Below are 23382 nucleotides of genomic sequence, written 5' to 3'. Positions count from 1 at the left end.
GTCACATATCCGCGCATTCCGGCACCGGGGATACGGTGCTACCATCGGAGAGGTGCTGCAACAGGTTGTCGACGGTCAAAGCCCCCATCGCGGCGCGCGTTTCAACCGTAGCGCTGCCGACATGGGGTAACAGAACGACATTGGGCAGATCGCGCAGGGCCTGCGGCACCTTGGGTTCCGCCTCAAAGACGTCCAGCCCAGCCCAACCAAGGCGTTTTTCCTGCAAGGCTGCAATCATCGCGGCCTCATCCACGACCGACCCGCGGCTCACATTGATCAGCGTTCCCTTGGGCCCCAAGGCGTCCAGAACGTCTTTGTTGACGATCTTGTTGGTCGCTGGCCCACCCGGTGTGATGCAGATCAGACAATCCACGTTGGCCGCCATTTCCGTCAGATCAGCGTAGTATTGATAGGCCACGTCTTTCTGCGTGCGGGAATGATACACGATCGTCGTGCCAAAGGGCGCGAGCTTGTCAGCAATCGCCTGGCCAATGCGTCCAAGGCCCAGAATTCCAACCGTCTGATTGTCCACCGAACGGGTCAGCGGCGCATTGCCTTTCGCCTCCCAATCGCCGGAACGGACCCAGGCATCATCGCGCAACAGTTCACGATAACAGGCCATCATCAGCATCACCGCCGTGGTGGCAACTTCACCGTTCAACACATTCGGCGTATGCGTCACGACGATGCCACGCGCCTTTGCTACCGTGACGTCCACCGCGTCATAGCCAACGCCATAGCAGCTGATCATCTTGAGGTTGGGCAACGCGCTCATCACATCGGCGGGCACACCGTCATGCCCATTGGTGGCAATATGCGTGATCGCCTCCGCCGGGTAGGCGCCGTCGGCCAGCTTGTGGATGGTAAACGCCGCCTCCAGCCTTTCGCGCATGACATCGGTGACACCGCCGATTTGCAACAGGTCCGGCATCTATGCGTCCTCCGTCACGGTCTGCCGCTGCGTCCCCAACCCTTCGATCCACAACTCCATCACATCGCCTTTTTTCAGATAGACGGGTTCGGGCTTTATCCCCATGCCGACACCGGGAGGCGTGCCGGTGGTGATCACATCACCCGGATGCAGCGTCATCAGCCCCGAGAGGTGTTCGATGATCTCGGCCACGGTAAAGATCATGGTACTGGTCGTGCCGGTCTGCATCCGCTTGCCGTTCACGTCCAGCCACATGTCCAGGGCTTGCGGGTCCGCCACCTCGTCACGCGTCACCAGCCAAGGCCCGGTCGGCCCGAAGGTGTCGCAGGATTTACCCTTGGTCCACTGCCCCGTCAGCTGCGTCTGGAAATGCCGCTCGGAGACGTCGTTGATCACGCAATAGCCTGCCACGTGATCCAATGCGTTCTCTTTGGACACATATTTGGCCGTGGTCCCGATCACGACGCCCAGTTCGACCTCCCAATCGGTGTGGGTGGAGCCGCGCGGCATGGACACATCGTCATTCGGCCCCACGACCGCAGAATTGGCCTTGAAGAACAGGATCGGATGCTCGGGGATGGCGGCACCTGTTTCGGCGGCATGATCGGAATAGTTCAGCCCGATGCACATGAATTTACCGATATTGCCAACGCAAGGACCAATGCGCGGGCTGCCATCCACAACGGGCAGGCTGGTCGGATCAATCGCGCGCAGCTTATCAAGGCCCGCGTCGGACAGCACGTCGCCCGCAATGTCATCCACATGGCCCGACAGATCGCGCAACGCGCCTTCTGCATCCAGCATGCCGGGTTTTTCTGCGCCTGCGTCACCGTATCTTACAAGTTTCATGTCTTCTTCCTTTTCGTCTGTGCGCCGCAGCGCCTAGTGGTTGTCGCGCGGCATGAACCGACGCGAGATGTCCTGATATTTGTCGGCATCTTCGAGGATCATTCCCTCGTCAAAACGGCCGACTTTTTCGCGGAAATATTGCTGCCAGGGCGACTGGCTTTCGGGGGCGTCGTAGCCGCCATTAGCCTCGAACAAGCGGGCGCGTTCCGCCAGTTCATCCAGCGGCACGAGGCTGTTGGCGGTGCATTTTTGCAAATCGATGCGCACAGGGTCCCCGTTTTGCAACAGCGCAAGACCACCACCCGCCGCCGCCTCAGGGGAGGCGTTCAGGATCGATGGGCTGCCCGAGGTTCCCGATTGCCGCCCGTCACCCACGCAGGGCAAGGCTTCAACACCCTGTTTGATCAGATAGGACGGGGGGCGCATGTTCACCACCTCAGCCCCACCGGGATACCCCTTTGGGCCTGCACCGCGCATGAAGAGGATGCAGTTTTCGTCGATCGCCTCGGCGGGATCGTCGATGCGGTTGTGAAAATCCTCCGGCCCGTCAAAGACAACCGCACGCCCCTCAAAAGCATTCGGATCCTCAGGGTTCGACAGATATTTGGCGCGAAAACTCTCGCTGATCACGCTGGTCTTCATGATCGCACTGTCAAAAAGATTGCCGGTCAGGTTGATAAAACCCGCCTGCGCTTTCAATGGATCCGCAACGGTCTTGATCACCTTGGTATCCGCGCTGCGCATATCGGCGCAGTTCTCGCCCATGGTTTTGCCATTCACGGTGATCACGTCGGGATGCGGCAACATGCCCTCTGCCATCAACTCACCCACGACGGCAGGCACCCCGCCCGCATGGCTGTAGTCTTCGCCAAGGTATTCACCCGCCGGCTGCAAGTTGACCAACAACGGCACATCATGGCCCAGCTTCTGCCAATCGTTATTGTCCAGCGGAACACCCAGATGGCGCGCGATCCCGTTCAGGTGGATCGGCGCATTCGTCGACCCCCCAATGGCGGAATTGATGACAATCGCGTTCTCGAAAGCCTCGCGCGTCATGATCTGCGAGGGGCGCAGGTCTTCCCAGACCATGTCCACAATGCGCCGCCCGGTTTCATAGCTGATCTGTCCCCGCTCGCGGTAGGGTGCCGGGATCGCCGCGGAACCGGGCAGTTGCATGCCCAAGGCCTCCGCCAGTGAATTCATCGTGGTCGCGGTGCCCATCGTGTTGCAATAGCCCACCGACGGCGCGGAAGAGGCAACAAGCTCCATGAAACCGTCGTCATCAATCTCTCCGGCGGCCAGCATTTCGCGCGCCTTCCAGACGATTGTCCCGGACCCTGTCCGCTCACCCTTGAACCAGCCGTTCAGCATTGGCCCCACCGACAGGGCAATCGCAGGAATGTTCACCGTCGCAGCCGCCATCAAAAGCGCAGGCGTGGTCTTGTCACAGCCGATATTCAGCACAACACCATCCAGCGGGTAGCCAAACAGCGTCTCAACCAGCGACAGATAGGCAAGGTTGCGATCCAGCATCGCCGTAGGGCGTTTGCCGGTTTCCTGAATGGGGTGCACGGGCACCTCGATGCAGGTGCCGCCTGCCGCAATGATCCCGTCGCGTACGCGCTTGGTCAACTCGAGGTGATGGCGGTTACAGGGGCTGAGGTCACTGCCGGTTTGCGCAATACCGATGATCGGCTTGCCCGATTGTAACTCGCCCCGCGTCAGCCCGTAATTGAGATAGCGCTCAAGATAAAGCGCGGTCATTTCCGGATTGTCCGGGTTCATGAACCACTTGCGCGACCGCAAGTCTTCGATACCGATTTTCTTTGTCATTGGCCTGACCAGCCTCCGTCAATGATATGGGGATGCCCTGTGGTGAACGCGCTTTCATCGCTGGCAAGATAGACGACGAGCGAGGCGATCTCATCGGCACTGGCAACGCGCCCCATGGGTTGCCGGGCCACGAATTGCGCCAGCGCTTCCTCCCGGCTGCCCAACTGTTTGCCCAGAGCGTCCACGCGTTCAAGCCAGCTTGGGCTTTCCACCGTGCCCGGGCAGATCGCATTGCAGCGGATGCCCTTGTCGATGAAATCCAGCGCAACCGATTTGGTCAGCCCGATCACCGCAGCCTTGGTCGTGCCATAGATAAACCGGTTTGGCGCACCCATGACCGAAGAGCAGGCAGACGACATATTGACGATCGACCCGACACCGCGATTCAGCATGCCGGGCAGTGCCGCCTTGATGGTGCGCAACATGGAGCGCACGTTCAGATCAAAGGCAAAGTCCCAATCACCATCCGTTGCATCCAGAATTGTGCCGTGATGCACAAAGCCTGCACAGTTGAACAAAACGTCCGGTCTGGCCCGTTCGACACCGGCGGCCACGCTGTCATCGCTGCGGGCATCAAGTTCGAAAATTTCGATATTTTCGTGATTCGCCTCCCGAATCGTTGAAAGCGCATCCATGTCTATGTCTGTCGCAAAGACCTGCGCCCCCTCTTCAGCCATCGCCAATGCACTGGCGCGGCCAATCCCCTGACCGGCGGCGGTTACAAGCGCGCGTTTTCCTTTAAGTCTTTGCCCAGGCATAATATTCTCTCCCTTTATCAGCATGTGTGTTGTCGGCGGATGGCAGGTTTCGACCCGCCTCGCCTTGCACATTTTTTGCTGACTTTCATCAAAAAACCACCGGACGGGCTGGTCCAATGGCTGCTTTAGGTTAGCGTATGACAGCGCAGCCGCTTTGGCTACTGCATAGAAGATCAACCACGACGGGGAAACAGGGCCGATGGCACAATCCAGAAAAATCACACTTATCGGAACCGGCCTGATGGGTGTTCCCATGGCGCGGAACCTTTTGAAAGCCGGGCATGACGTGACCGTCTGGAACCGGACCGCTGCGCGTGCTCAACCGCTTGTCGCCGATGGTGCGAAGCTGGCAGCCGACGCGGTGCAGGCTGTGCAGGGCGCAGAATTCGTGATCACCATGCTGTCGGATGGCTATGCCACCGGCGCGCTCGTGGATGACCCGGCCATTCAGGCCGCGTTAAGCCCCGGCGCGATCTGGATCGACATGTCGAGCACCAAGCCCGAGCACGCCCGCGCGCAGCATGCCACCCTCACAGCGCTCGGTTTTGGCCATCTGGATGCGCCCGTCTCAGGTGGTACCAAAGGCGCGCAGGATGCAACACTGGCCATCATGGTCGGCGGCAAAGCCGAGACATTCGAAGCGGCCCGTGCCGTGTTTGAGGCCATGGGTCGCCCGGTGCATGTCGGCCCCTCGGGCACGGGGCAGTTGTCAAAACTGGCGAACCAGACAATCGTCGCCGTCACAATTTCCGCCGTCGCCGAAGCGATGCTGCTGGTGGAGCAGGGTGGTGCGGACCCCGCAGCCGTGCGCGCTGCCCTCAAAGGTGGGTTTGCCGATAGCACTATTCTTCAACAGCATGGGGAGCGGATGACGAAGGGCGATTTTGAACCCGGCGGGCTGACCAAGTTCCAGATCAAGGACCTGAACAATACCCTGGACGAAGCCGCGAGCCTTGGTCTGACCCTGCCCGCCACCGAAACCGTGCGCGACCGTTTCCAGCATTTCAGTGACGCCATGGGGGGCGCGGAAAAAGACCACTCGGGCCTTTATCTGGAGCTGAAACAGCGCAATGGGCTGGCGACATGACCCGCGTTTTGATCATCGGCGGCGGTGGCATGGTCGGCCAGAAACTGGCACACCGCTTGGCAACATCAGGCCTCGCGGGTGCTCAGGACCTTGATGTGACGCTTTTCGATATGGGCTTTCCACCGACCAGCGCGCCGGGCGTGCAGATCACAGGGAACCTGACGGACGCAGCGGCGATACAGACCCTCGCCACACAGCGTTTCGAGGTGATCTTTCATCTCGCCGCCATCGTGTCGGGCGAGGCGGAAACCGATTTTGACAAAGGCTGGGCCGTCAACATGATGTCCATGTGGCATCTGCTCAAAGCGTTGCGGTCCGAGCATAATGCCACCGGCGGGGCTTATGTTCCGCGGGTGGTGTTCACCTCGTCCATCGCGGTCTTTGGCGGCCCGTTCCCGGACAGGATTGACGACGAATTCCTCTCCGCCCCGCAAACGAGCTACGGCGCGCAGAAGGCAAGCTGCGAGTTGATGCTGAGCGATTTCAGCCGAAAGGGTTTTGTCGATGGCATGTCGCTGCGCTTCCCGACCATTTGCGTACGCCCGGGCAAGGCGAACCTCGCGGCCTCTTCGTTTTTCTCAGGCATCATACGTGAACCGCTGAACGGGCAGGAAGCCATTTTGCCCGTGCCTGATACGGTGCGCCACTGGCACGCATCGCCGCGATCTGCCGCCGGGTTTCTGGTGCATGCCGCAGGCCTTGATACGAACCGTTTAGGCGGTCGTCGCGCGCTCAACCTGCCGGGGATCAGCTGCACCGTTGCCGAACAGATCGAAGCCTTGCGCCGCGTGGCAGGCCAAAAGGTTGTGGACCTGATCGTGCCACGGCCGAACGCGGATATTGCCAAGATCGTCGAAGGCTGGCCGCGCGATTTCAATCCTGCCCGCGCAGAGGCACTCGGGTTCAAGGCCGAAGCCAGTTTTGACGAGATCATCGAAATCTACATTGCGGAGGATTTGAACCGCTGAGCGGCTTGCGCGCTGAATGCACCGCCAAGATGCCGTGCCAGATGGTCGTGGATTTTCTGGCGCGTCAGATCCTCATTGCCATCAAGGGCGGCGACCATGATCGCGTGATGATGCTGGATGTTCTTTGAAATGAAATCAAAACTGCGATCGGCAATCATCAACTGCTGCCGGAAGCGTCGGTAGACCTGCACATGCATCGCCTTGAGCGTGGCAGAGTCGCAGGCCGAAATCAGCGTCTGGTGAAACTCCAGTTCAGCCTGAAACCACAACGGCACCAGATCGGTCGGGTCTTCGCTGGCGTGGATTCGCTTTTCGATATGGCTGAGTTGATGGTGCGCCGCTGTCAGCCGCGCCTCCCAGGCCACCCCGCCCTGCCGGATCGACAGCACCGTGCCCTCGCCCTCAAGCAGGATTCGGATGTGCGTCAGTTCAGCCAGAACCGCAGCCGATTTTTCCGGCACGCGAAAACCGCGCTGTTCCTGAAAATCGACCAGCCCTTCCGTCGATAGCCGAAAGAGCGCCTCACGCACGGTACTGGCGGAGCAGCCGTAGTCACGTTTCAATTGTTCTGCACGCAGTTTTTCGCCATGATCGAAATCATTGGTGATGAGGCGATGCTGCAAATCTGAGTAAATGTCGCGGTCGAACATCCACGTACCTCACGTACTACTTACCCCGACCGTACCAAGATAATTTCAATAATCCATATAAATCTCAAAATTTTCAGAAATATGAAAATTCTATTGCGGGAATGGTCAGCCCCGCATAACGTTCTGCCAGCGTATTCAAAATGAGCGGCCAGCGGCGGCTCAGCAATAACAACGCTTCAACGTCTGGGAGGACAACATGAACCTACTGAAGAAAGCGGCAAGCGTTGCCGCAGTCGCTGCATTGGCGGCAACAACGGCGATGACCGCATCGGCACAAACAACAACGCTGCGCATTCAGACGCATTTTTCGCCTGAACAACTGTCGGGTCAACTGGCGGCGAAATTCATCGACGACGTGACAACCATGTCCAACGGCGAAATCCAGATCGAGATGTTTTACAGCTCATCCGTGGTCAAATCCGTTGAGACGTTCGATGCGGCAGCCACAGGTATCCTTGATTGCGACATGACGGGCGGCGCCTATCAGACCGGTAAGAACCCTGCGTTCCAATTCGCGGGCGACTTGATGGGCGGCTATCAGAATCCCTATCAGCAGATGGCATGGCTTTTGCACGGTGATGGCAAGGCGGCGCTGAACGAGCTTTACAACCCCTATGGCATGGAATTCATCGGCTGGTGGATCCCCGGTCCGGAATCGCTGTCCTCGACCAAACCCATTCGCAACGTCGCAGACTTCAAGGACTGGAAATTCCGCTCCCCTCCCGGTCTGGCCACAAAGGTTTTCGCGAACCTCGGCGCGTCACCCATCGTGATGGATTTCACCGAAATCTTCACAGCGCTTGAAACCGGTATCATCGACGGTGCAGATGCCGCGAACCTGACCAACAACGTGGGCTTGGGTCTTTATGACATCGCCGAGCACACCAACTACCCCGGCTTCCACTCCATGCCTGCCGATCACCTGGCCTGCAACAAGGACGTGTGGGACGCGATGCCCGATCACCACAAGCGCATCATGGAAGTCGCCATGGACAGCCTCGCGCTGCACAACGCGACAATCAACGAAGTGCAAAACGCGCAAACCGCGAAAGACCTTCGCGCCAAGGGTGTGAACCTTTATGAGTGGTCCGCTGAAGATCTGCAGGTCTACCGTGATGCGGTTCAAAAGGGCTGGACAGAGTTTGCCACGACACCCGAAGCACAAGCGCTTTTGGCAAGCCACATCAGCTTCCTTCAAGACATGGGCGCGATGAAGTAAGCCACGCATCCGCGTTATCGACATAGTGGCAGGGCTAGAAATGGCCCTGCCTCTTTTCCCTCAGGCAGCTCATGAAAATCACCCGCATCATCAGCCATGTATTGCAGTATGAAATGCCCGAGCAGCTTGGGTATTCGCAGCAGTATTATGACCGGCGCACGGCGCATCTGGTCGAGGTGGAGACGGATGAGGGTATCACTGGCTGGGGCGAGTGTTTCGGGCCGGGCAACATCGCGCTGGCCAATAAGGGCATCGTCGAAAAGGTGATCCAGCCCATGGTGCTCGGCATGGATCCGATGGACCGCGACGTGATCTGGCACAAGGTTTACAATCTCATGCGCGACCACGGGCAAAAGGGGATGCCGATGCAGTCCCTGTCCGGGGTGGATATCGCCCTGTGGGATATTGCTGGCAAAGTCGCAGGCTTGCCGCTCCATAAAATGATCGGCGGCGCACATCGCACGTCGGTGCCCTGTTACGGGTACGGCATGATGCTCCGGGATGAACCCGTTGACGCGCTCGCCGCCCGTTTCACCGATGAAGCCGCCGCAATCAGGGACATGGGTTTCGTCGCCACCAAGATGAAAACAGGTTTCGGCCCCAAACCGGATGTGGCCCTTTGCACCGCCGTGCGCAAAGGCGTCGGCGATGGGTATCCTTTCATGGTGGATGCCAATCACGCCTACACCACCTCTGACGCATTTTACGTGGGCCGGGCGTTGGACGAACTGGACGCCTATTGGTTCGAAGAGCCCATCGCGCCCGAGGACCATGCCGGGTATGCCGAACTGCGGCGCGGGCTGTCGGTCAATATCTCGGGTGGGGAGGCAGAATTCGGCCGTTGGGGTTGGCGCGCGATCCTTGAAAACCGCGGGCTGGATATCGCCCAACCCGAAGTTTGCGCCCTTGGTGGCATCAGCGAATACCTGCGGGTTCTCGCCCTGTGTCATGCGCATTTCACCCCCGTGGTGAACCACGTTTGGGGATCCGCTATTGCTGTTGCTGCGAACCTGCAACTGCTCGCCGCCATGCCCCCCCTGCCCGGTGGCCTGCACCCGTGGGAGCCGATGCTGGAGTTTGACACCACCGACAACAAATTCCGCGACGACCTGCTGACGCAGCCCCTGAACATTCAGGCGCAGGTCAAGGCCAACGCAGGTCGCGTCACCATTCCAGACGGCCCCGGTATCGGGGTCGAACCAGATCGGGACTTTATCGCCCATTACGCTTTAGCCGCGTAACCACGCCAAAAACGAAGGAGCAAAATGATGCAGAGAACTTCAGGCAGCCTCATAGAATGGCTGATCCCGCTGGCCTTCATCTTTTGTGCCGGCTGGGCGATCTGGCACATGCCGGCCTATATCCTGACATGGTTCCCCCATGAGAACGAATCCATGTTCGGTCAGGTCAGTGCGATTTTTGACCGCAATGATGTGACGCCCAACCTCACGCCGCTGTTCGGCAAGATCGACATCGTCGATCTGGTGACGCTGCTGTTGGTCCCGGTCTTGTTCATTGCTGGTGCCATGACCGTCCGGCGCGCGAACATGGAATTCGAACACTGGCGCAGCGTAGACCGCGCCGCCATGTTCATCGGGCGGGTCACCATGATGCTGGTCGTGCTTTTGACGAGCGTCATGCTCTATGAGGTATTTTTGCGCTACGTGCTGGAACGCCCGACGCTCTGGGCAAATGAGCTGTCGCTCTGGCTGGCCGGGTTTGTCTTCCTTATGGCCGGGCTTTATGCGATGCAGCAACGCAGCCATATCCGCATCTTTCTGCTCTACGATGTCTGCCCCCGCTGGGTGCAGCGTCTCTTTGACTGCATCACAACGGTTTTGATCGTGATGTTTGCCTTCTTTCTGGTCTACGGCAGCTACAAGCAGGTCTTTGAGAACAAGCTCTACAAATGGGAAACATTCGGCACGGCCTTTGACCCGCCGATCCCCGCAACCCTGCAACCGCTTGTGCTGATCATGATTTCGCTGGTGGCGGTACAGGCGGTGCTCAACCTGATTTCCGACTGGAACGCAGAACCTGAGATACATGACGACACGCCGGATGAAGACGAAATTCAGGCCCTTAAACGCGCGGTAGGACAAGACTGATGGATATTGGAACGATCTCTTTGGTGCTGATGCTGGCACTGATCCTGCTGCTGGCCATCGGCATGCCACTGGGGCTGGCCTCGGCGTCACTGGCGGTTCTTGTGCTGGTGATGAAGTTCGAACCCACGCTTCTGTCCAACCCGATGAGCTTTGGCGAGGGTATCCTGACCTCACGACCGGGGACGGGGCCGTTATATATTCTAACGCAGAAAATATACGGGCTTTTAACGGACTACGTGCTCATATCCATTCCGCTGTTCATCTTCATGGCCGCCCTTCTGGAGCGCTCAGGCGTGGCCAAGGACATGTATTCCTCGCTCAACGTCTGGCTGTCGGGCACGCGGGGGGGCATCGCCATCGTGACCTCAATCATGGCCGTGATCATGGCGGCCATGTCGGGTATTATCGGGGGCGAAGTGGTCTTGCTTGGCCTCATTGCGCTGCCGCAGATGCTCAGGCTGGGGTATAATCAGAACCTTGCGATCGGGGTCATATGCGCCTCGGGCAGTCTCGGAACGATGATCCCGCCGTCCATCGTTCTGATCATCTACGGCCTGATCACCGAAACCTCGATCAAGGCGCTGTTCACCGCGTCCTTCCTGCCGGGTTTCATGCTGGCCACGTTCATCATCATCTACATCATCATCCGCACGCAGATGCACCCCGAGGATGCGCCCCTGCCTGATCCGGTCCCCGGTGATCCACAGGGCCGCGAAAAGGGCATGCTCTTTGCGGCTTTCCTCGCCGTGGTGACGGCAGGTTTCACCGTGGCGCTCTTCCTGCGCGCGGCGTTCTTCGAATTCACCGGAGCCAATGCCGCGAACGAAGGCGACCCCTTTGCCCTTGGCACCGCCGACTGGCTGCCTTGGTTTGCGGGCGTGTTCCTGTTGATGCTGGCCCTGATGCAATTCGTCTTTGGCTGGGCAAACACGAGGACCGGCTGGAACATGGGTAAGGGTCTGGTGGCCCCCATTGTCGTCATCGGCGTTGTCATGGGGTCAATCTATGGCGGCATCACGGGCATTACCGAAGCCGCAGGCATGGGTGCCTTCGCCGTTCTGGTCATCGCCATTCTGCGCGGTGAGGCATCGTGGGATCTGATCTGGGACAGCCTGATGCGCACGCTGAAATCCACCGGCACCATCATCTGGGTGACCATCGGGGCCGCAGCGCTCGCGGGCGCCTACACCATCGCGGGCGGCCCAACTTACGTGGCGGATTTCATCGTCGGCACCGATCTGCCCACCATGGGGATCATTCTGGCGATGATGCTGATCCTGCTGTTCATGGGGGCCTTCATGGATTGGGTCGGTATCGTGCTGCTGATTATCCCCGTGTTCCTGCCCATCATCCGCCGCCTGCCCATCGAGGAAATCGGCTTCATCGGTCAGTTGGAGCCGCAGCACATCGCCATCTGGTTCGGCGTTGTCTTCTGTATGAACATGCAGGTCAGCTTTCTGTCGCCCCCCTTTGGCCCGGCGGCGTTCTACCTGAAATCGGTGGCCCCGCCGCATATCAGCCTGACGGATATTTTCCGTGGGTTCCTGCCTTTCATCGGCATCCAGCTTTGCGCCCTGTCGGTGCTGCTGATCTGGCCAAACATCGTAACCCTGCTTTTGTAGAGATGGGAGGATTTCATGCTGACGCCTGAGCAAATCGAGACCTTCGAAACCCGCGGCTATCTGGTCGTACCGGACGTGATCCCGACTGACGTGCTGAACCGTGTCAAAACCGAATACGCCGCCCGTCTGGACGATCTATATACAGGCTGGTTCGAACAGGGGCGTGTCAGCACGCCCCCCGGCAGACTCGATTTCTGGGGCAAGCTGATCGAAGCGTATCGCGCCAAATGCGATTGGTTCCAGCCGCTGGACATCAGCCTGCCGGGCGACAAGATCAAAGCGGACACACCGTTTCATTTTGGCCCGGCCGTGTTCGATTTGCTGCGCGAGCCGCGCCTGCTGGATGTGGTTGAAAGCCTGCTGGGGCCGGAGCTGACGTCCAACCCCATCCAACACGTCAGGTTGAAGCCGCCTGCTACCGATCTGCAATCAGATGAGATCCGCGCCCATATCACCGCCACCGACTGGCATCAGGACCGCGCCGTCGCGCTGGAAGAAGCGGATGAAACCCGCATGGTTACCGTCTGGATCGCGGTCACGGATGCCACCATTGAAAACGGCTGCCTGCAGGTTCAGGCAAAATCGCCGGATCAGGGTATCCTGCCCCATTGCGCGCGCACGCAGACCGGCATCGCGGATGGGTTCGTCGATGAAGCCGCCGCCATCCCGCTGCCCATCAAGGCGGGGGGTGTTGTGCTGTTTCATCCGCTCACGCCCCATGCTTCGCTCACAAATCAGACGGATGCGTTCCGCTGGTCCTTCGACATCCGCTACAATGTCACGGGTGAGCCGACAGGGCGCAGTCATTTCCCCGATTTTGTCGCCCGCTCGCGCGCCAACCCGGACAGCGAATTGCGCGACTGGCGGGTATGGAAAGCGATGTGGGAAGACGCCCGCGCACGGCTTTCCGACGCGCCGCATATTCCGATTCACCGCTGGACATCAGATGCGCCTTTCTGCGCGTAAAAGGACCTCTCATGGAAATTGTTCGCCTTGATCCCTCAGATAATGTCGTGACTGCCACCCGCGCGCTCGAAGTCGGCGTTGAAATCGGCGGCGCAACCACGAACGCGTTGATCCCCTCAGGGCATAAGATCGCAACGCAAGCGATCCCCAAGGGCGATGCTATCCGCAAATATGCACAGATCATTGGCTATGCCATTGAGGATATCGCCGCAGGTGATCACGTACACACGCAAAACGTCGAGTTTCGCAATACAGATGCCGACTATGAATTCTCAACCGATCAACGGCCCGTCACACCTGTGCCAGAGGCGGAGCGCGACACCTTTATGGGCTTTCGGCGCGAGAACGGCGCGGTGGGCACGCGCAACTACATCGCGATTGTCACCTCGGTAAACTGCTCGGCCACGGCGGCGCGGATGATTGCCAACCACTTCACCCCCGAGGTGATGGCCGCCTATCCCAACGTCGACGGTGTGGCGGCTTTCGTGCATGGCACGGGCTGCGGTATGGCAGGTGATGGCGATGGGTTTGAGGCCCTGCAACGGGTGATGTGGGGCTATGCGCGCCATCCGAACCATGCTGGCGTTTTGATGGTCGGTCTTGGGTGCGAAATGAACCAGATCGACTGGCTCCTCGAAGCCTATGGCCTGAAGCAAAGCAAAACCTTTCAGGTCATGAACATCCAGTCGGTTGCGGGCCTGCGCAAGACCATCGAAATGGGCATCCAGAAGATCGAGGCGATGCTGCCCATCGCCAATCAGGCGACACGCACGCAGTGCCCCGCGTCCGAGTTAATGGTCGCCTTGCAATGCGGCGGATCAGACGCATGGTCGGGCATCACGGCGAACCCTGCGCTGGGTCATGCCTGTGATCTGCTGGCAGCACAGGGCGGCACCGGCGTTTTGGCGGAAACACCCGAGATTTATGGCGCTGAGCACTTGCTAACGCGTCGCGCCATAGACCGCGCAACCGGTGAACAGCTTGTCGGCCTGATCAAGTGGTGGGAGGATTACACCGCCCGCAACAAAGGCACGATGGACAACAACCCGTCGCCCGGCAACAAGGCAGGCGGCTTGACCACGATCCTTGAAAAATCGCTCGGTGCTGCGGCCAAGGGCGGCACCTCACCGCTGATGGGGGTCTACAAATACGCCGAACCTGTACGCGCGCGCGGCTTCACCTTCATGGACAGCCCCGGCTATGATCCGGCTTCCGTCACGGGCCAGATCGCTGGGGGCTGCAATCTGGTTTGTTTCACCACGGGGCGCGGCTCCGCATTTGGGTCAAAACCCAGCCCGACCATCAAGGTGGCGACCAATTCGGCCATGGCAAAGCGCATGAGCGAGGACATGGATGTTGATGCCGGCACCATCCTGACCGAGGGCATAAGCGTCGAAGAGAAGGGGCGCGAGATTTACGAGATGTTTTTGCGCGTCGCCTCAGGCGAGGCAACAAAATCCGAAGCGCAAGGCCTTGGCGATTACGAATTCGTGCCATGGCAAATCGGGGCTGTGATGTGAAAAAAGTCCTCATCGTGGGTGGAGGGTTGATTGGTGCACGTCACGTGCAGACAGTGAAAGACCACCCACGCTGCACGCTGGTTGGCCTCGTTGATCCGAACCCTGATATCAAAACTGGCGAAGGCATCCCACGCTTTGAAGACATGGCGCAGGTGACAACACCCGTGGACGGTGTGATCCTCGCGACACCGACGGATTTACACAGCGCACAGGGTCAGTATGCCGCCGAACATGGCTGGCATATGCTGATCGAAAAACCTGTCGCGGGCGATATGGGCGCCGCGCGCGCGCTCGGCGATGCGGTGCAACAGGCTGGTGTCGGTTCGCTGGTCGGACATCATCGCCGCTATCACGCGTCGGTCCAGCAATTGAAACACCTGCTGACCGAGGGCGCTATTGGGACGCCGGTCACGCTCAGCATGATCTGGGCCATGCGCAAGCCGGATGCTTATTTTGACGGGAATTGGCGCACGGCAGGCGGCAGTCCTGTTCTTATCAACCTCGTGCATGACATTGACACTTTGCGTTTCGTGGTCGGTGAGATCGTTGCAACAGCAGCCTTGCGCGGGCGCGGCCTGCGCGGGGAGACGCGGATCGAATCCGGTGCCATCGCGCTGGCCTTTGAAGATGGGGCGACAGGCACCATCAGCTTTGCCGATACCACGCCCAGCCCCTGGGGGTTCGAAGCAGCCACCGGCGAGAACCCCAATATCGGCACAACCGGTCAGGATATGCTGCGGATTTCCGGCACGGATGGCGCGGTCAGTTTTCCCTCCATGACGCTGTGGCAGGGAACAGACTGGGGGAAATCCGCGCGCCAAAAACCTTTGGTCCGCGCGGACAACACGAAACCACCCCTCGACGCACAGCTGGATCATTTCCTTGACGTGATGGACGGGGCCGCGCCACTGATTGATGTTGCGGATGCGACCCGAACGCTTGAAATCGCACTGGCCATCGAAGACCAACTGGCAGCTCAGACGACAGGAGACGGCCATGCCCGAAGTGCTCTCGCCTGAACAGGTCACGCGATACAATGACCGTGGCTATCTGGTTGTGGAAAACCAGATACCGCCCGAATGGATCACGCAACTCCGCGACGAGATCACCCGGTTTGAGACCGAAGCCGCTGGCATGACGCAGTCGAACGACCGCCTGGACCTTGAGGATACCCATACGCCAGCCGAGCCACGTCTGAGGCGTGTGAAACTGCCGCATATGATATCGGATGTGGTGCGCGACTTGATGGTTTCAGACCACATTCTCGGCCCGGCACGCGATCTGATCGGGCCTGACCTGCGTCTGCACACGACCAAACTGAATATGAAATCGGCGGGCTATGGCGCGGCGGTCGAATGGCATCAGGACTATGCCTTTTACCCCCATACCAACGATGACATTCTGGCCATCGGGGTATTGATCGACGATATGGCCGCTGAAAACGGGCCGCTTATGGTCTACCCGGAAAGCCATAAGGGGCCGGTCTATGATCATCATGTGGATGGCGTCTTTGCGGGTGCGATGCTGCCCGAGGACAATGGGCTGAACCCTGACGACGCGGTTCAACTGACCGGCCCGGCGGGGTCTATCAGCATCCATCACGGCCGCATTGTGCATGGCTCGGCGCTGAATACCTCTGACCGGCCACGCCGTATCCTGTTTTTCGAAATGATGGCGGCGGATGCCTTTCCGATCATGGGGTCCATGACGCGCTGGGACGGGATCGAGGATTACGATACCCGTATGCTTTGCGGGCAGCCCACGAAAAACCCACGCCTGAAAAACATCCCTGTGCGGATCCCGCAACCGCAGCCGGACGTGCCGATATCAATCTACGAAATCCAGAAAGGCATGAAAAAACGTGCCTTTGATACCGCGAAATAGGAGACACCTCGCATGACAAAACCAACGATCGGATTCATCGGCCTTGGGCTTATGGGCGGGGCCATGGTCGGCCGCCTGCAGGATCAGGGATACACGCTGACAGTCTTGGGCAACCGCGACCGTACCCATCTGGACGCTGCCATCGCCCGCGGGGCAACGGAAGCCGCCAGCGCCAAAGAGGTGGCCGCAGCCAGCGACATTATCATGCTGTGCATGGGCACATCAGACCACGTGGAAAGCCGGATGCGCGGCGAGGATGGCGTGATTGCCGGTCTCAAACCCGGCGCTGTGGTGATTGATTTCGGCACATCGCTGCCAGCATCCACCCGTGCGCTCGGCACAGAGGTCGCAGAAGCAGACGGCACCTATCTGGATGCTCCCCTTGGCCGCACCCCCAGCCACGCCAAGGACGGATTGCTCAACATCATGTGTTCGGGCGACAAGACGGCCTTTGACAAGGTCGAAGGTGTCTTGAAAGATCTGGGCGAAAACGTGTTTCACCTCGGTGCCCTCGGGTCCGGGCATACGATCAAGCTGATCAACAACTTCTTTGGCATGACCGTGGCCAATGCCATGGCCGAAGCCTTTGCCATGGCCGACATCGCCGGTGTGAACCGCAAGGAACTTTATGACGTGATGGCCGCCGGACCGCTGCACAGCGGGATGATGGATTTCGTCAAAGGGTACGGCGTGGACGGCGATCCGAACCTGCTGGCTTTTGCGATCAAGAACGCGGCCAAGGACGTCGGGTACTATTCGAAGATGGCGGATGACGCAGGCGTCAAAAGCATGATGTCGCAATGCGCCCTCTCCGCTTTGACAGAGGCGCGCGATACCGGGCGTGGCGATGACATGGTCAGCCAGATGGTTGATTTCTTTGCCGTTAAATACAGCGGCTAAATGGCGGTCGCAGCGCGAGCCATAGAAGACCGGCCCCAGCTTGGCATTCTCATGATGCTGGTGGCCTGGTACTTCTTTGCGATGGTCGATGTTTCGGCCAAATGGCTTGCGCTGGCGGGCTATCCGGCGTTTCAACTGGTGTTCATGCGCTACGCCGGGCATCTGGTGATTTCGGTGGGCATGATTGCCAAGGATGGCATGGCCCTCGATCGGTTTCGCACCGATCACATCTGGCTGGTACTGAGCCGGGCCTTGCTGCTGATATCCGCGACATTGGGTAATTTCTATGCGCTGAGCTATCTGCCACTGACGATCATTTCGGCGATCATGTTTTCCAGCCCGATCATCGTGTGCTTTTTGTCGATGACCATCCTGAAAGAACAAATCGGGCCGTGGCGCTGGGGGGCGATCCTGTTGGGGTTTGCCGGCGTTCTGATCGTGATCCGCCCGTTTGGCGAGACGTTCCATCCGGCCATGATCCTCCCACTGTATAACGCGACTGCACTGGCGCTGTACTCCCTGATGACCCGCAGACTCGCCGGAATTGTCGCAACCGAAACGCAGCAACTCTACCTCGGCGCTTTGGGAACCATGCTGACCCTGCCCTTTGCCCTCTGGTTCTGGATTCCGCCGCAAAGTCTATTGGACACAGCATTGCTGGTCGGGCTGGGCGTGATGGGCTGGGGCGGGCATCAGTTGCTCACCAATGCGCACCGCTTTGCGCCCGCCAATACGCTGATGCCTTATACCTATTCGTTCATGATCTATATCGCCGCCTTCAGTTGGTTGATCTTTGGCGATGTGCCTGATTTCTGGGTCGTCGTCGGCGCCTTGGTGATCGTGGCGTCCGGCCTCGTCATCTGGAAAAGGGAACAGCGTAAATGACCCGTATCGCCTGCGTCGGAGAAGCGATGATCGAACTGTCCATTCTGGGGCAGACCTCCCAAGTTGGTGTGGCGGGCGACACGTTGAATACGGCGATTTACCTCAAACGGAACGCGCCGCAATTCAGCGTCGACTACGTGACTTGCCTCGGTGATGATCCGTTTTCGGACCAGATCGAGGACTTCATCGCAGCACAAGCAATCGGCACCGGTGCTGTGACCCGCCTGACCGGGAAATCCCCCGGCCTTTATGCGATCACAACCACGGAGGATGGCGAACGCTCCTTCACCTATTGGCGCAGTGCTGCCGCTGCGCGGGATCTGTTCCAGACCGGTGCCGGTTATGATTTCGCGATCCTTGAGGCCTATGACCTTGTGTACCTCTCGGGCATCAGTGTGGCGATCCTGCCTGATGCGGCGCGCAGTGCTTTGGTTGAGTGGCTGGGCAGAACACCCATCAAACTGGCCTATGACAGCAATTATCGACCCCGCCTGTGGGAGGATAAACCGACCGCACAGCGCGTGACATCTGCGCTGTGGGAACGTGCAGACATCTGCCTGCCCTCCATTGATGATGAAATGCTGCTCTTTGATGAGGATGCCGCAGCGGTTGAGGCGCGATTTACCCGATATCACGGCACCGGTGCGTTGAAACGCGGGGCTGACGGGCCAATCAGTCTGGGCGATGCAGTCTCGCAAGCCTACGGTGCCGCGCCCCATGTGCTGGATACCACGGCGGCGGGCGACAGCTTCAACGGTGCCTATCTCGCCGCGCTTTTGGCAGGCGGATCGCAGGCGCAGGCTTTGCGTGCCGGACATGATTGCGCGGCACAGGTCGTACAATATCGGGGGGCAATCATACCCAAGGCGGCGCCATGAAAAACGCCGTTCTGATCGGGCTTGGCATGGTGGCGGATACACATCTTACGGCCTTTCGGGATGCTGAAACCGTTTATCTATCCGGCATCATGGGGCGCGACCCGGAAAAGGCTCGCGCCTATGGCAGACATGCTGCTGAGGTGCTTGGCCGCGCAGTGAAAACCTATCAAAACGCGGATGAGGTTGCCGCCGACCCTGGGGTCGATTTCGTTGTCATTGCAACGCCCCCGGATGCACGGCGCGACTTGATTGCGCCTTTGGTGCGAGCGGGCAAACCAATCCTGATGGAAAAACCCGTTGAGCGGACCCTTGAAGCCGCACAAGACATTGTCACGCTCTGCGCAGATCATGCTGTGCCGCTTGGTATCGTCTTCCAGCACCGCGCGCGCGCCGCGTCACAGGCGTTGAAACAGGCGCTTGATCAAGGCAAGCTGGGCGATATCACCAATGCCGAAATTCGCGTTCCGTGGTGGCGGGATCAGGACTATTACGATGCCCCGGGGCGCGGCACCTATGCCCGCGATGGCGGTGGCGTGATGATGTCGCAGGCGATCCATACACTTGACCTTGCGCTGTGGTTACTGGGACCGTTTTCCAAGGTCTGCGCGCATATGCACCAAACCGCCCTGCACAGGCTGGAGGCTGAAAACTGGGCCGGTGCCTTGTTTGAAACCGCCGGGGGCTGTGTGGGTACACTGACGGCCACAACTTCGGCTTTTCCGGGAACGGCGGAAACCATCAGCCTGCACGGCACCAAGGCCAGCGCGCATCTGGAAAGCGGCGTGCTCACGATTGCCCATCTGGACGGGGAGACAGAAACACATGGCGCCAGCGCCACGACTGGCGGCGGCGCGGACCCCATGGCCTTTACCCACGCGTGGCATCAAAGCGTGATCGAAGACTTCGCGCTGGCCATCACCGATCAGCGCGCCCCGATGGCCACCGGGAAACAGGCCCTAATGGCGCATGCGGTCATTGATGCAATGGAACGATCCGGCAAGTTACGGTCTTGGGAAAAGGTGGCACAGGTTTGAGCGTCAAATTCGTCGCAATCGGTCTCGATCACCGGCATATTTTCGGCATGACGCAAAACATGCTGGACGCCGGGGCGCAATGCCTTGGCTTCTGGACCGAAGGCACGCTACACAGCCTTGAGGGGTTTCGCAAACGCTTTCCCCATCTGACCCGATTTGAAACACTCGATGCTGCACTGGCGTCTGGCGCAGATCTGGCCTTGATCGCTGCAATCCCGGCGGATCGTGCAGCACTGGCGATCCAATGCATGCAGCGCGGCATGGATGTGATGACCGACAAACCCGGCTGCACGACCATGGCGCAGCTGGACGATCTGCGCAGCACTGTGCGTGACACCGGGCGGATCTGGTCGATCAACTTTTCCGAACGGTTCGAAGTCCCCGCCGTGACGCGCGCCAGCACATTGGTGGCCGAGGGCGCGATCGGTCGGGTCGTGCACACCGCCGGGCTGGGACCGCACCGGCTGAACAAGGAAACCAGGCCGGATTGGTTTTTTGACCGCGGCCGATATGGCGGTATCCTCACGGATATCGCCTCGCATCAGATCGACCAGTTCCTGCATTTCACCGGCTCCACAGAGGCCGAGGTGACCCATGCTTTCGTGGCCAACCACGCGAACCCGGCCCACCCCGGGCTTCAGGATTTTGGTGAGATCACCTTGAAAAGCGATCAGGGCACGGGGTCCATCAGGGTAGATTGGTACACGCCCCACGCGCTGCCTACATGGGGCGATGGGCGGCTGACCATTCTGGGCACCGAAGGCTATATCGAGTTGCGCAAATACGTGGATGTCGGGGGCAGCGCAGGGACGGATCACCTGATCCTAGTCACCGGAGACAGATGTGAAAAGATCGACGCGTCAGACGCTGGCTTGCCCTATTTCGGCCAGTTGCTCAATGACATCGAAAACCGCACGGAAACGGCGATGACACAAGCGCATTGTTTTAAGGTGATGGAGCTTGCCTTGCAAGCGCAAGCGCTGGCCGAAGGGGCGTAACATGTTGAATGTCGCCATTCTGGGGGCCGGAATCGGCGCGCAACATCTTGCCGCCTATCAGGCGCTGCCGCATCTGTTCCGGGTTGTGGCCCTTGTGGACAAGGATCAAACCCGTGCCGAGGCGCTGCGCGGCACGCATGATTTCCTGATCACACCAGATTGGAACGGCGTTTTTGCAAGGCCCGACATTGACCTGATCGACATTTGCCTGCCCCCGCACCTGCATCTGCCCGTCACGCTGGAAGCACTGGCTGCGGGCAAAAATGCCATCTGTGAAAAACCGCTGGCCACCAGCCTCGCCGGGGTGGAACAGATTGCCCAGACCGCCAAACGCCACAACCGAAAGGTATATCCAGTTTTTCAATATCGCTGGGGTCGTTCATGTGCACAGCTGCGCCACCTGCAGCGCGCAGACCTCTTGGGCCAGCCCCTGGTGGCCGCGCTGGAAACGCATTGGTCGCGGGACAGTACCTATTATGACGTGCCATGGCGCGGCACATGGGCGGGCGAACAGGGCGGTGCGGTTCTTGGCCATGCCATCCACGCCCATGACCTGCTGACCCATTTCATGGGACCAGTCCGCGCCGTTTCAGCGGTGACGACGACCCGCGTCAATCCGATCGAAACGGAGGACTGTGCGGCACTGACCTTTGAGATGGCGAATGGGGCACTGGCAACCAGCAACATCACCCTCGGGGCGGCAACAGATGAAACGCGCCTGCGGTTCGTGTTTGAAAAGCTGACCGTCACATCGGGTTCAAATCCCTATGCGCCCGGCACATCAGACTGGTCCTTCATGGCCCGCGACCCGAATGACCAGCCAGATATTGATCACGCCCTGACAAAAACCCCGGATGAAGCGTCGGGTTTCACAGGGTTTCTGGCGGCTATTGCAGATGATCTGGCGGGGCGGCCATCTGGTGCTGTTTCGCTCGCCGATGGTGCGGCCTCTATTGAACTGGTGAGCGCGGTATATCATTCTGCCCGAAGCGGCGCGCGTGTTTCGTTGCCGCTGTCATCGGCTCACCCCTTATTCAACGGATGGATACCATGAAACAATGTTGGCGCTGGTTCGGACCCGCAGATAAGATCGCCTTGCCCGATCTGCATCAGGTCGGGGTGCAAGGCATCGTGAGCGCCCTGCATGATATCCTGCCCGGTGCGCTTTGGACGCCCGAAGCGATCCGGCAACGGCAGGATATGCTGCACCAACAGGGCTTTGACTGGACGGTTGTCGAAAGCCTTCCCGTTTCGGAAAGCATAAAGACGCAAAGCCCGCAGATGGCAGATCATCTGCTGGCCTATAAGAAAAGCCTGCGCAATCTGGCAGCGGCTGGTATCAGCACCATCTGCTATAACTTCATGCCGATCCTCGATTGGACCCGAACCGAACTGCGTGCAAAACAACCCCACGGTGGGACGGCCATGCTGTTCTGTTTTCTCGATTTTGCCGTGTTTGATCTGCATATCCTGCAACGGGACGGCGCTACCGCGGATTATTCGCAAGAGTTGCAAGAAATGGCGGCACAGCGGTTTGCCGATCTGACCGACGCGCAGCGGGTCGCACTTCAGAACAACATCGTCGCGGGCCTGCCCGGGTCCAACGACAAGTGGACGACGGATGATGTGCGGGCGCATCTGGCGACCTATCAGGACATTTCGCCCACACAACTGCGCCAGAACCTCATTGATTTCCTGTCCGAGGTGTGTCCCGTCGCCGAAGAGCTTGGCCTGCGCCTGTGTTGCCACCCGGATGATCCGCCCTTTTCACTGCTGGGTCTGCCGCGCATCATGTCGTCCACGGACGACTATGCGCATATCCTTGATGCCGTTCCCAGCCCGGCAAATGGTGCGACACTGTGCACCGGATCGCTCGGCGTGGCGGAAGGTTTCGACCCGGTCGAGTTTGTCAGCCGCCTTGGCGACAAGATCCACTTTGTGCACCTGCGCAATACCAAACGCCTGCCCGGATCAGACCGGGCGCGACCAGATTTCTTTGAGGCCGCGCATCTGGAAGGCGACACCGATATGGTCGCCACCATCAAGGCGCTGCTGGCCGAAGAACAGCGCCGTAAAGCCGCAGGCCGTGCCGATTGGGAAATCCCCATGCGCCCTGATCATGGGCAGGAACTGCTCAGCGATCTGGGCGGCGACAGCATGCCTGGCTATCCGCTGATCGGGCGCATGCGGGGCCTTGCGGAATTGCGCGGGATCATGGCGGCGTTTGACGCGGCCTAGAGCGTCTGACGCAATACCCGTAGATCACGTAACGCGTTGAAACCTTTGATGTCA

General features: G+C 59.4%; 22 protein-coding genes. 17 read left to right on the top strand and 5 right to left on the bottom strand.

Annotation, left to right across the window (positions count from 1 at the left end; translation table 11 throughout):
* Position 1 precedes the first annotated feature (1 nt).
* Genes RD1_RS03165 through RD1_RS03150 form a run of 4 tightly spaced genes read right to left on the bottom strand, consistent with a single transcriptional unit; the run spans position 2 to position 4371 of the window.
* Entirely contained in the window at positions 2–931 is a 930-nt protein-coding gene (locus RD1_RS03165) for a 2-hydroxyacid dehydrogenase (protein ID WP_011567007.1), read from the bottom strand.
* Positions 932–1780, bottom strand: coding sequence for a fumarylacetoacetate hydrolase family protein (locus RD1_RS03160; RefSeq protein ID WP_011567006.1), 849 nt, complete (start codon positions 1778–1780; stop codon positions 932–934).
* 33 nt (positions 1781–1813) lie between these two features.
* Entirely contained in the window at positions 1814–3613 is a 1800-nt protein-coding gene (locus tag RD1_RS03155; protein WP_011567005.1) for an IlvD/Edd family dehydratase, read from the bottom strand.
* On the bottom strand, positions 3610–4371 hold the full coding sequence (locus tag RD1_RS03150) for an SDR family oxidoreductase (protein ID WP_011567004.1): 762 nt from the start codon (positions 4369–4371) through the stop codon (positions 3610–3612). Before RD1_RS03150 ends, RD1_RS03155 begins: the two co-directional genes overlap by 4 nt.
* A 199-nt stretch (positions 4372–4570) precedes the next feature.
* Between RD1_RS03150 and RD1_RS03145 the strand changes: the two genes are divergently transcribed.
* On the top strand, positions 4571–5458 hold the full coding sequence (locus RD1_RS03145; protein ID WP_011567003.1) for an NAD(P)-dependent oxidoreductase: 888 nt from the start codon (positions 4571–4573) through the stop codon (positions 5456–5458).
* Positions 5455–6426: a D-erythronate dehydrogenase gene (gene denD, locus RD1_RS03140; protein ID WP_011567002.1), complete on the top strand. Its 972-nt coding sequence runs from the start codon at positions 5455–5457 to the stop codon at positions 6424–6426. Before RD1_RS03145 ends, denD begins: the two co-directional genes overlap by 4 nt.
* Here denD and RD1_RS03135 read toward each other — a convergent pair.
* Entirely contained in the window at positions 6399–7076 is a 678-nt protein-coding gene (locus RD1_RS03135; RefSeq protein ID WP_011567001.1) for a GntR family transcriptional regulator, read from the bottom strand. The two genes, denD and RD1_RS03135, sit on opposite strands and share 28 nt — an antisense overlap.
* Before the next feature lie 196 nt (positions 7077–7272).
* Between RD1_RS03135 and RD1_RS03130 the strand changes: the two genes are divergently transcribed.
* The 15 genes from RD1_RS03130 (at position 7273) to uxuA (ending at position 23328) form a co-directional block, all read left to right on the top strand.
* The gene (locus tag RD1_RS03130) at positions 7273–8295 is read left to right on the top strand and encodes a TRAP transporter substrate-binding protein (RefSeq protein WP_011566999.1); all 1023 of its coding nucleotides are present in this window, start codon (positions 7273–7275) and stop codon (positions 8293–8295) included.
* A gap of 71 nt (positions 8296–8366) precedes the next feature.
* On the top strand, positions 8367–9536 hold the full coding sequence (locus RD1_RS03125; protein WP_011566998.1) for a mandelate racemase/muconate lactonizing enzyme family protein: 1170 nt from the start codon (positions 8367–8369) through the stop codon (positions 9534–9536).
* Between the two features lie 24 nt (positions 9537–9560).
* A complete protein-coding gene (locus RD1_RS03120; RefSeq protein ID WP_081432910.1) occupies positions 9561–10403 on the top strand; it encodes a TRAP transporter small permease subunit in 843 nt (280 codons plus the stop codon).
* Positions 10403–12025, top strand: a complete 1623-nt coding sequence (locus tag RD1_RS03115; protein ID WP_011566996.1) for a TRAP transporter large permease — start codon at positions 10403–10405, stop codon at positions 12023–12025. The genes RD1_RS03120 and RD1_RS03115 overlap by 1 nt, the downstream gene beginning before the upstream one ends.
* A 15-nt stretch (positions 12026–12040) precedes the next feature.
* A complete protein-coding gene (locus tag RD1_RS03110) occupies positions 12041–12991 on the top strand; it encodes a phytanoyl-CoA dioxygenase family protein (protein WP_011566995.1) in 951 nt (316 codons plus the stop codon).
* An 11-nt stretch (positions 12992–13002) separates the two neighbouring features.
* Entirely contained in the window at positions 13003–14511 is a 1509-nt protein-coding gene (locus tag RD1_RS03105; RefSeq protein ID WP_011566994.1) for a UxaA family hydrolase, read from the top strand.
* Positions 14508–15530 carry a Gfo/Idh/MocA family protein gene (locus RD1_RS03100; protein WP_011566993.1) on the top strand — a complete coding sequence of 341 codons (1023 nt, stop codon included), beginning with the start codon at positions 14508–14510 and terminating at the stop codon, positions 15528–15530. Before RD1_RS03105 ends, RD1_RS03100 begins: the two co-directional genes overlap by 4 nt.
* Entirely contained in the window at positions 15508–16395 is an 888-nt protein-coding gene (locus RD1_RS03095; RefSeq protein WP_050759047.1) for a phytanoyl-CoA dioxygenase family protein, read from the top strand. Before RD1_RS03100 ends, RD1_RS03095 begins: the two co-directional genes overlap by 23 nt.
* Positions 16396–16407: 12 nt before the next feature.
* Entirely contained in the window at positions 16408–17295 is an 888-nt protein-coding gene (locus RD1_RS03090) for an NAD(P)-dependent oxidoreductase (RefSeq protein ID WP_011566991.1), read from the top strand.
* Positions 17296–18180: a DMT family transporter gene (locus tag RD1_RS03085; protein ID WP_011566990.1), complete on the top strand. Its 885-nt coding sequence runs from the start codon at positions 17296–17298 to the stop codon at positions 18178–18180. It begins immediately after the preceding gene.
* Positions 18177–19058, top strand: a complete 882-nt coding sequence (locus RD1_RS03080; protein WP_011566989.1) for a sugar kinase — start codon at positions 18177–18179, stop codon at positions 19056–19058. The genes RD1_RS03085 and RD1_RS03080 overlap by 4 nt, the downstream gene beginning before the upstream one ends.
* On the top strand, positions 19055–20092 hold the full coding sequence (locus tag RD1_RS03075; protein ID WP_011566988.1) for a Gfo/Idh/MocA family protein: 1038 nt from the start codon (positions 19055–19057) through the stop codon (positions 20090–20092). The genes RD1_RS03080 and RD1_RS03075 overlap by 4 nt, the downstream gene beginning before the upstream one ends.
* Entirely contained in the window at positions 20089–21090 is a 1002-nt protein-coding gene (locus RD1_RS03070; protein ID WP_011566987.1) for a Gfo/Idh/MocA family protein, read from the top strand. Before RD1_RS03075 ends, RD1_RS03070 begins: the two co-directional genes overlap by 4 nt.
* A gap of 1 nt (position 21091) precedes the next feature.
* Positions 21092–22144, top strand: coding sequence for a Gfo/Idh/MocA family protein (locus RD1_RS03065; RefSeq protein WP_011566986.1), 1053 nt, complete (start codon positions 21092–21094; stop codon positions 22142–22144).
* Positions 22141–23328, top strand: a complete 1188-nt coding sequence (gene uxuA, locus RD1_RS03060; RefSeq protein ID WP_011566985.1) for a mannonate dehydratase — start codon at positions 22141–22143, stop codon at positions 23326–23328. Before RD1_RS03065 ends, uxuA begins: the two co-directional genes overlap by 4 nt.
* The last annotated feature ends 54 nt before the right edge of the window (positions 23329–23382 follow it).

Origin of the sequence: Roseobacter denitrificans OCh 114 (genome assembly GCF_000014045.1) — a bacterium.
Classification (GTDB): Bacteria; Pseudomonadota; Alphaproteobacteria; order Rhodobacterales; family Rhodobacteraceae; genus Roseobacter; species Roseobacter denitrificans.
The sequence above is the reverse complement of the archived record's forward strand: the minus strand, read 5'-3'. Positions and strand labels throughout refer to the sequence as shown.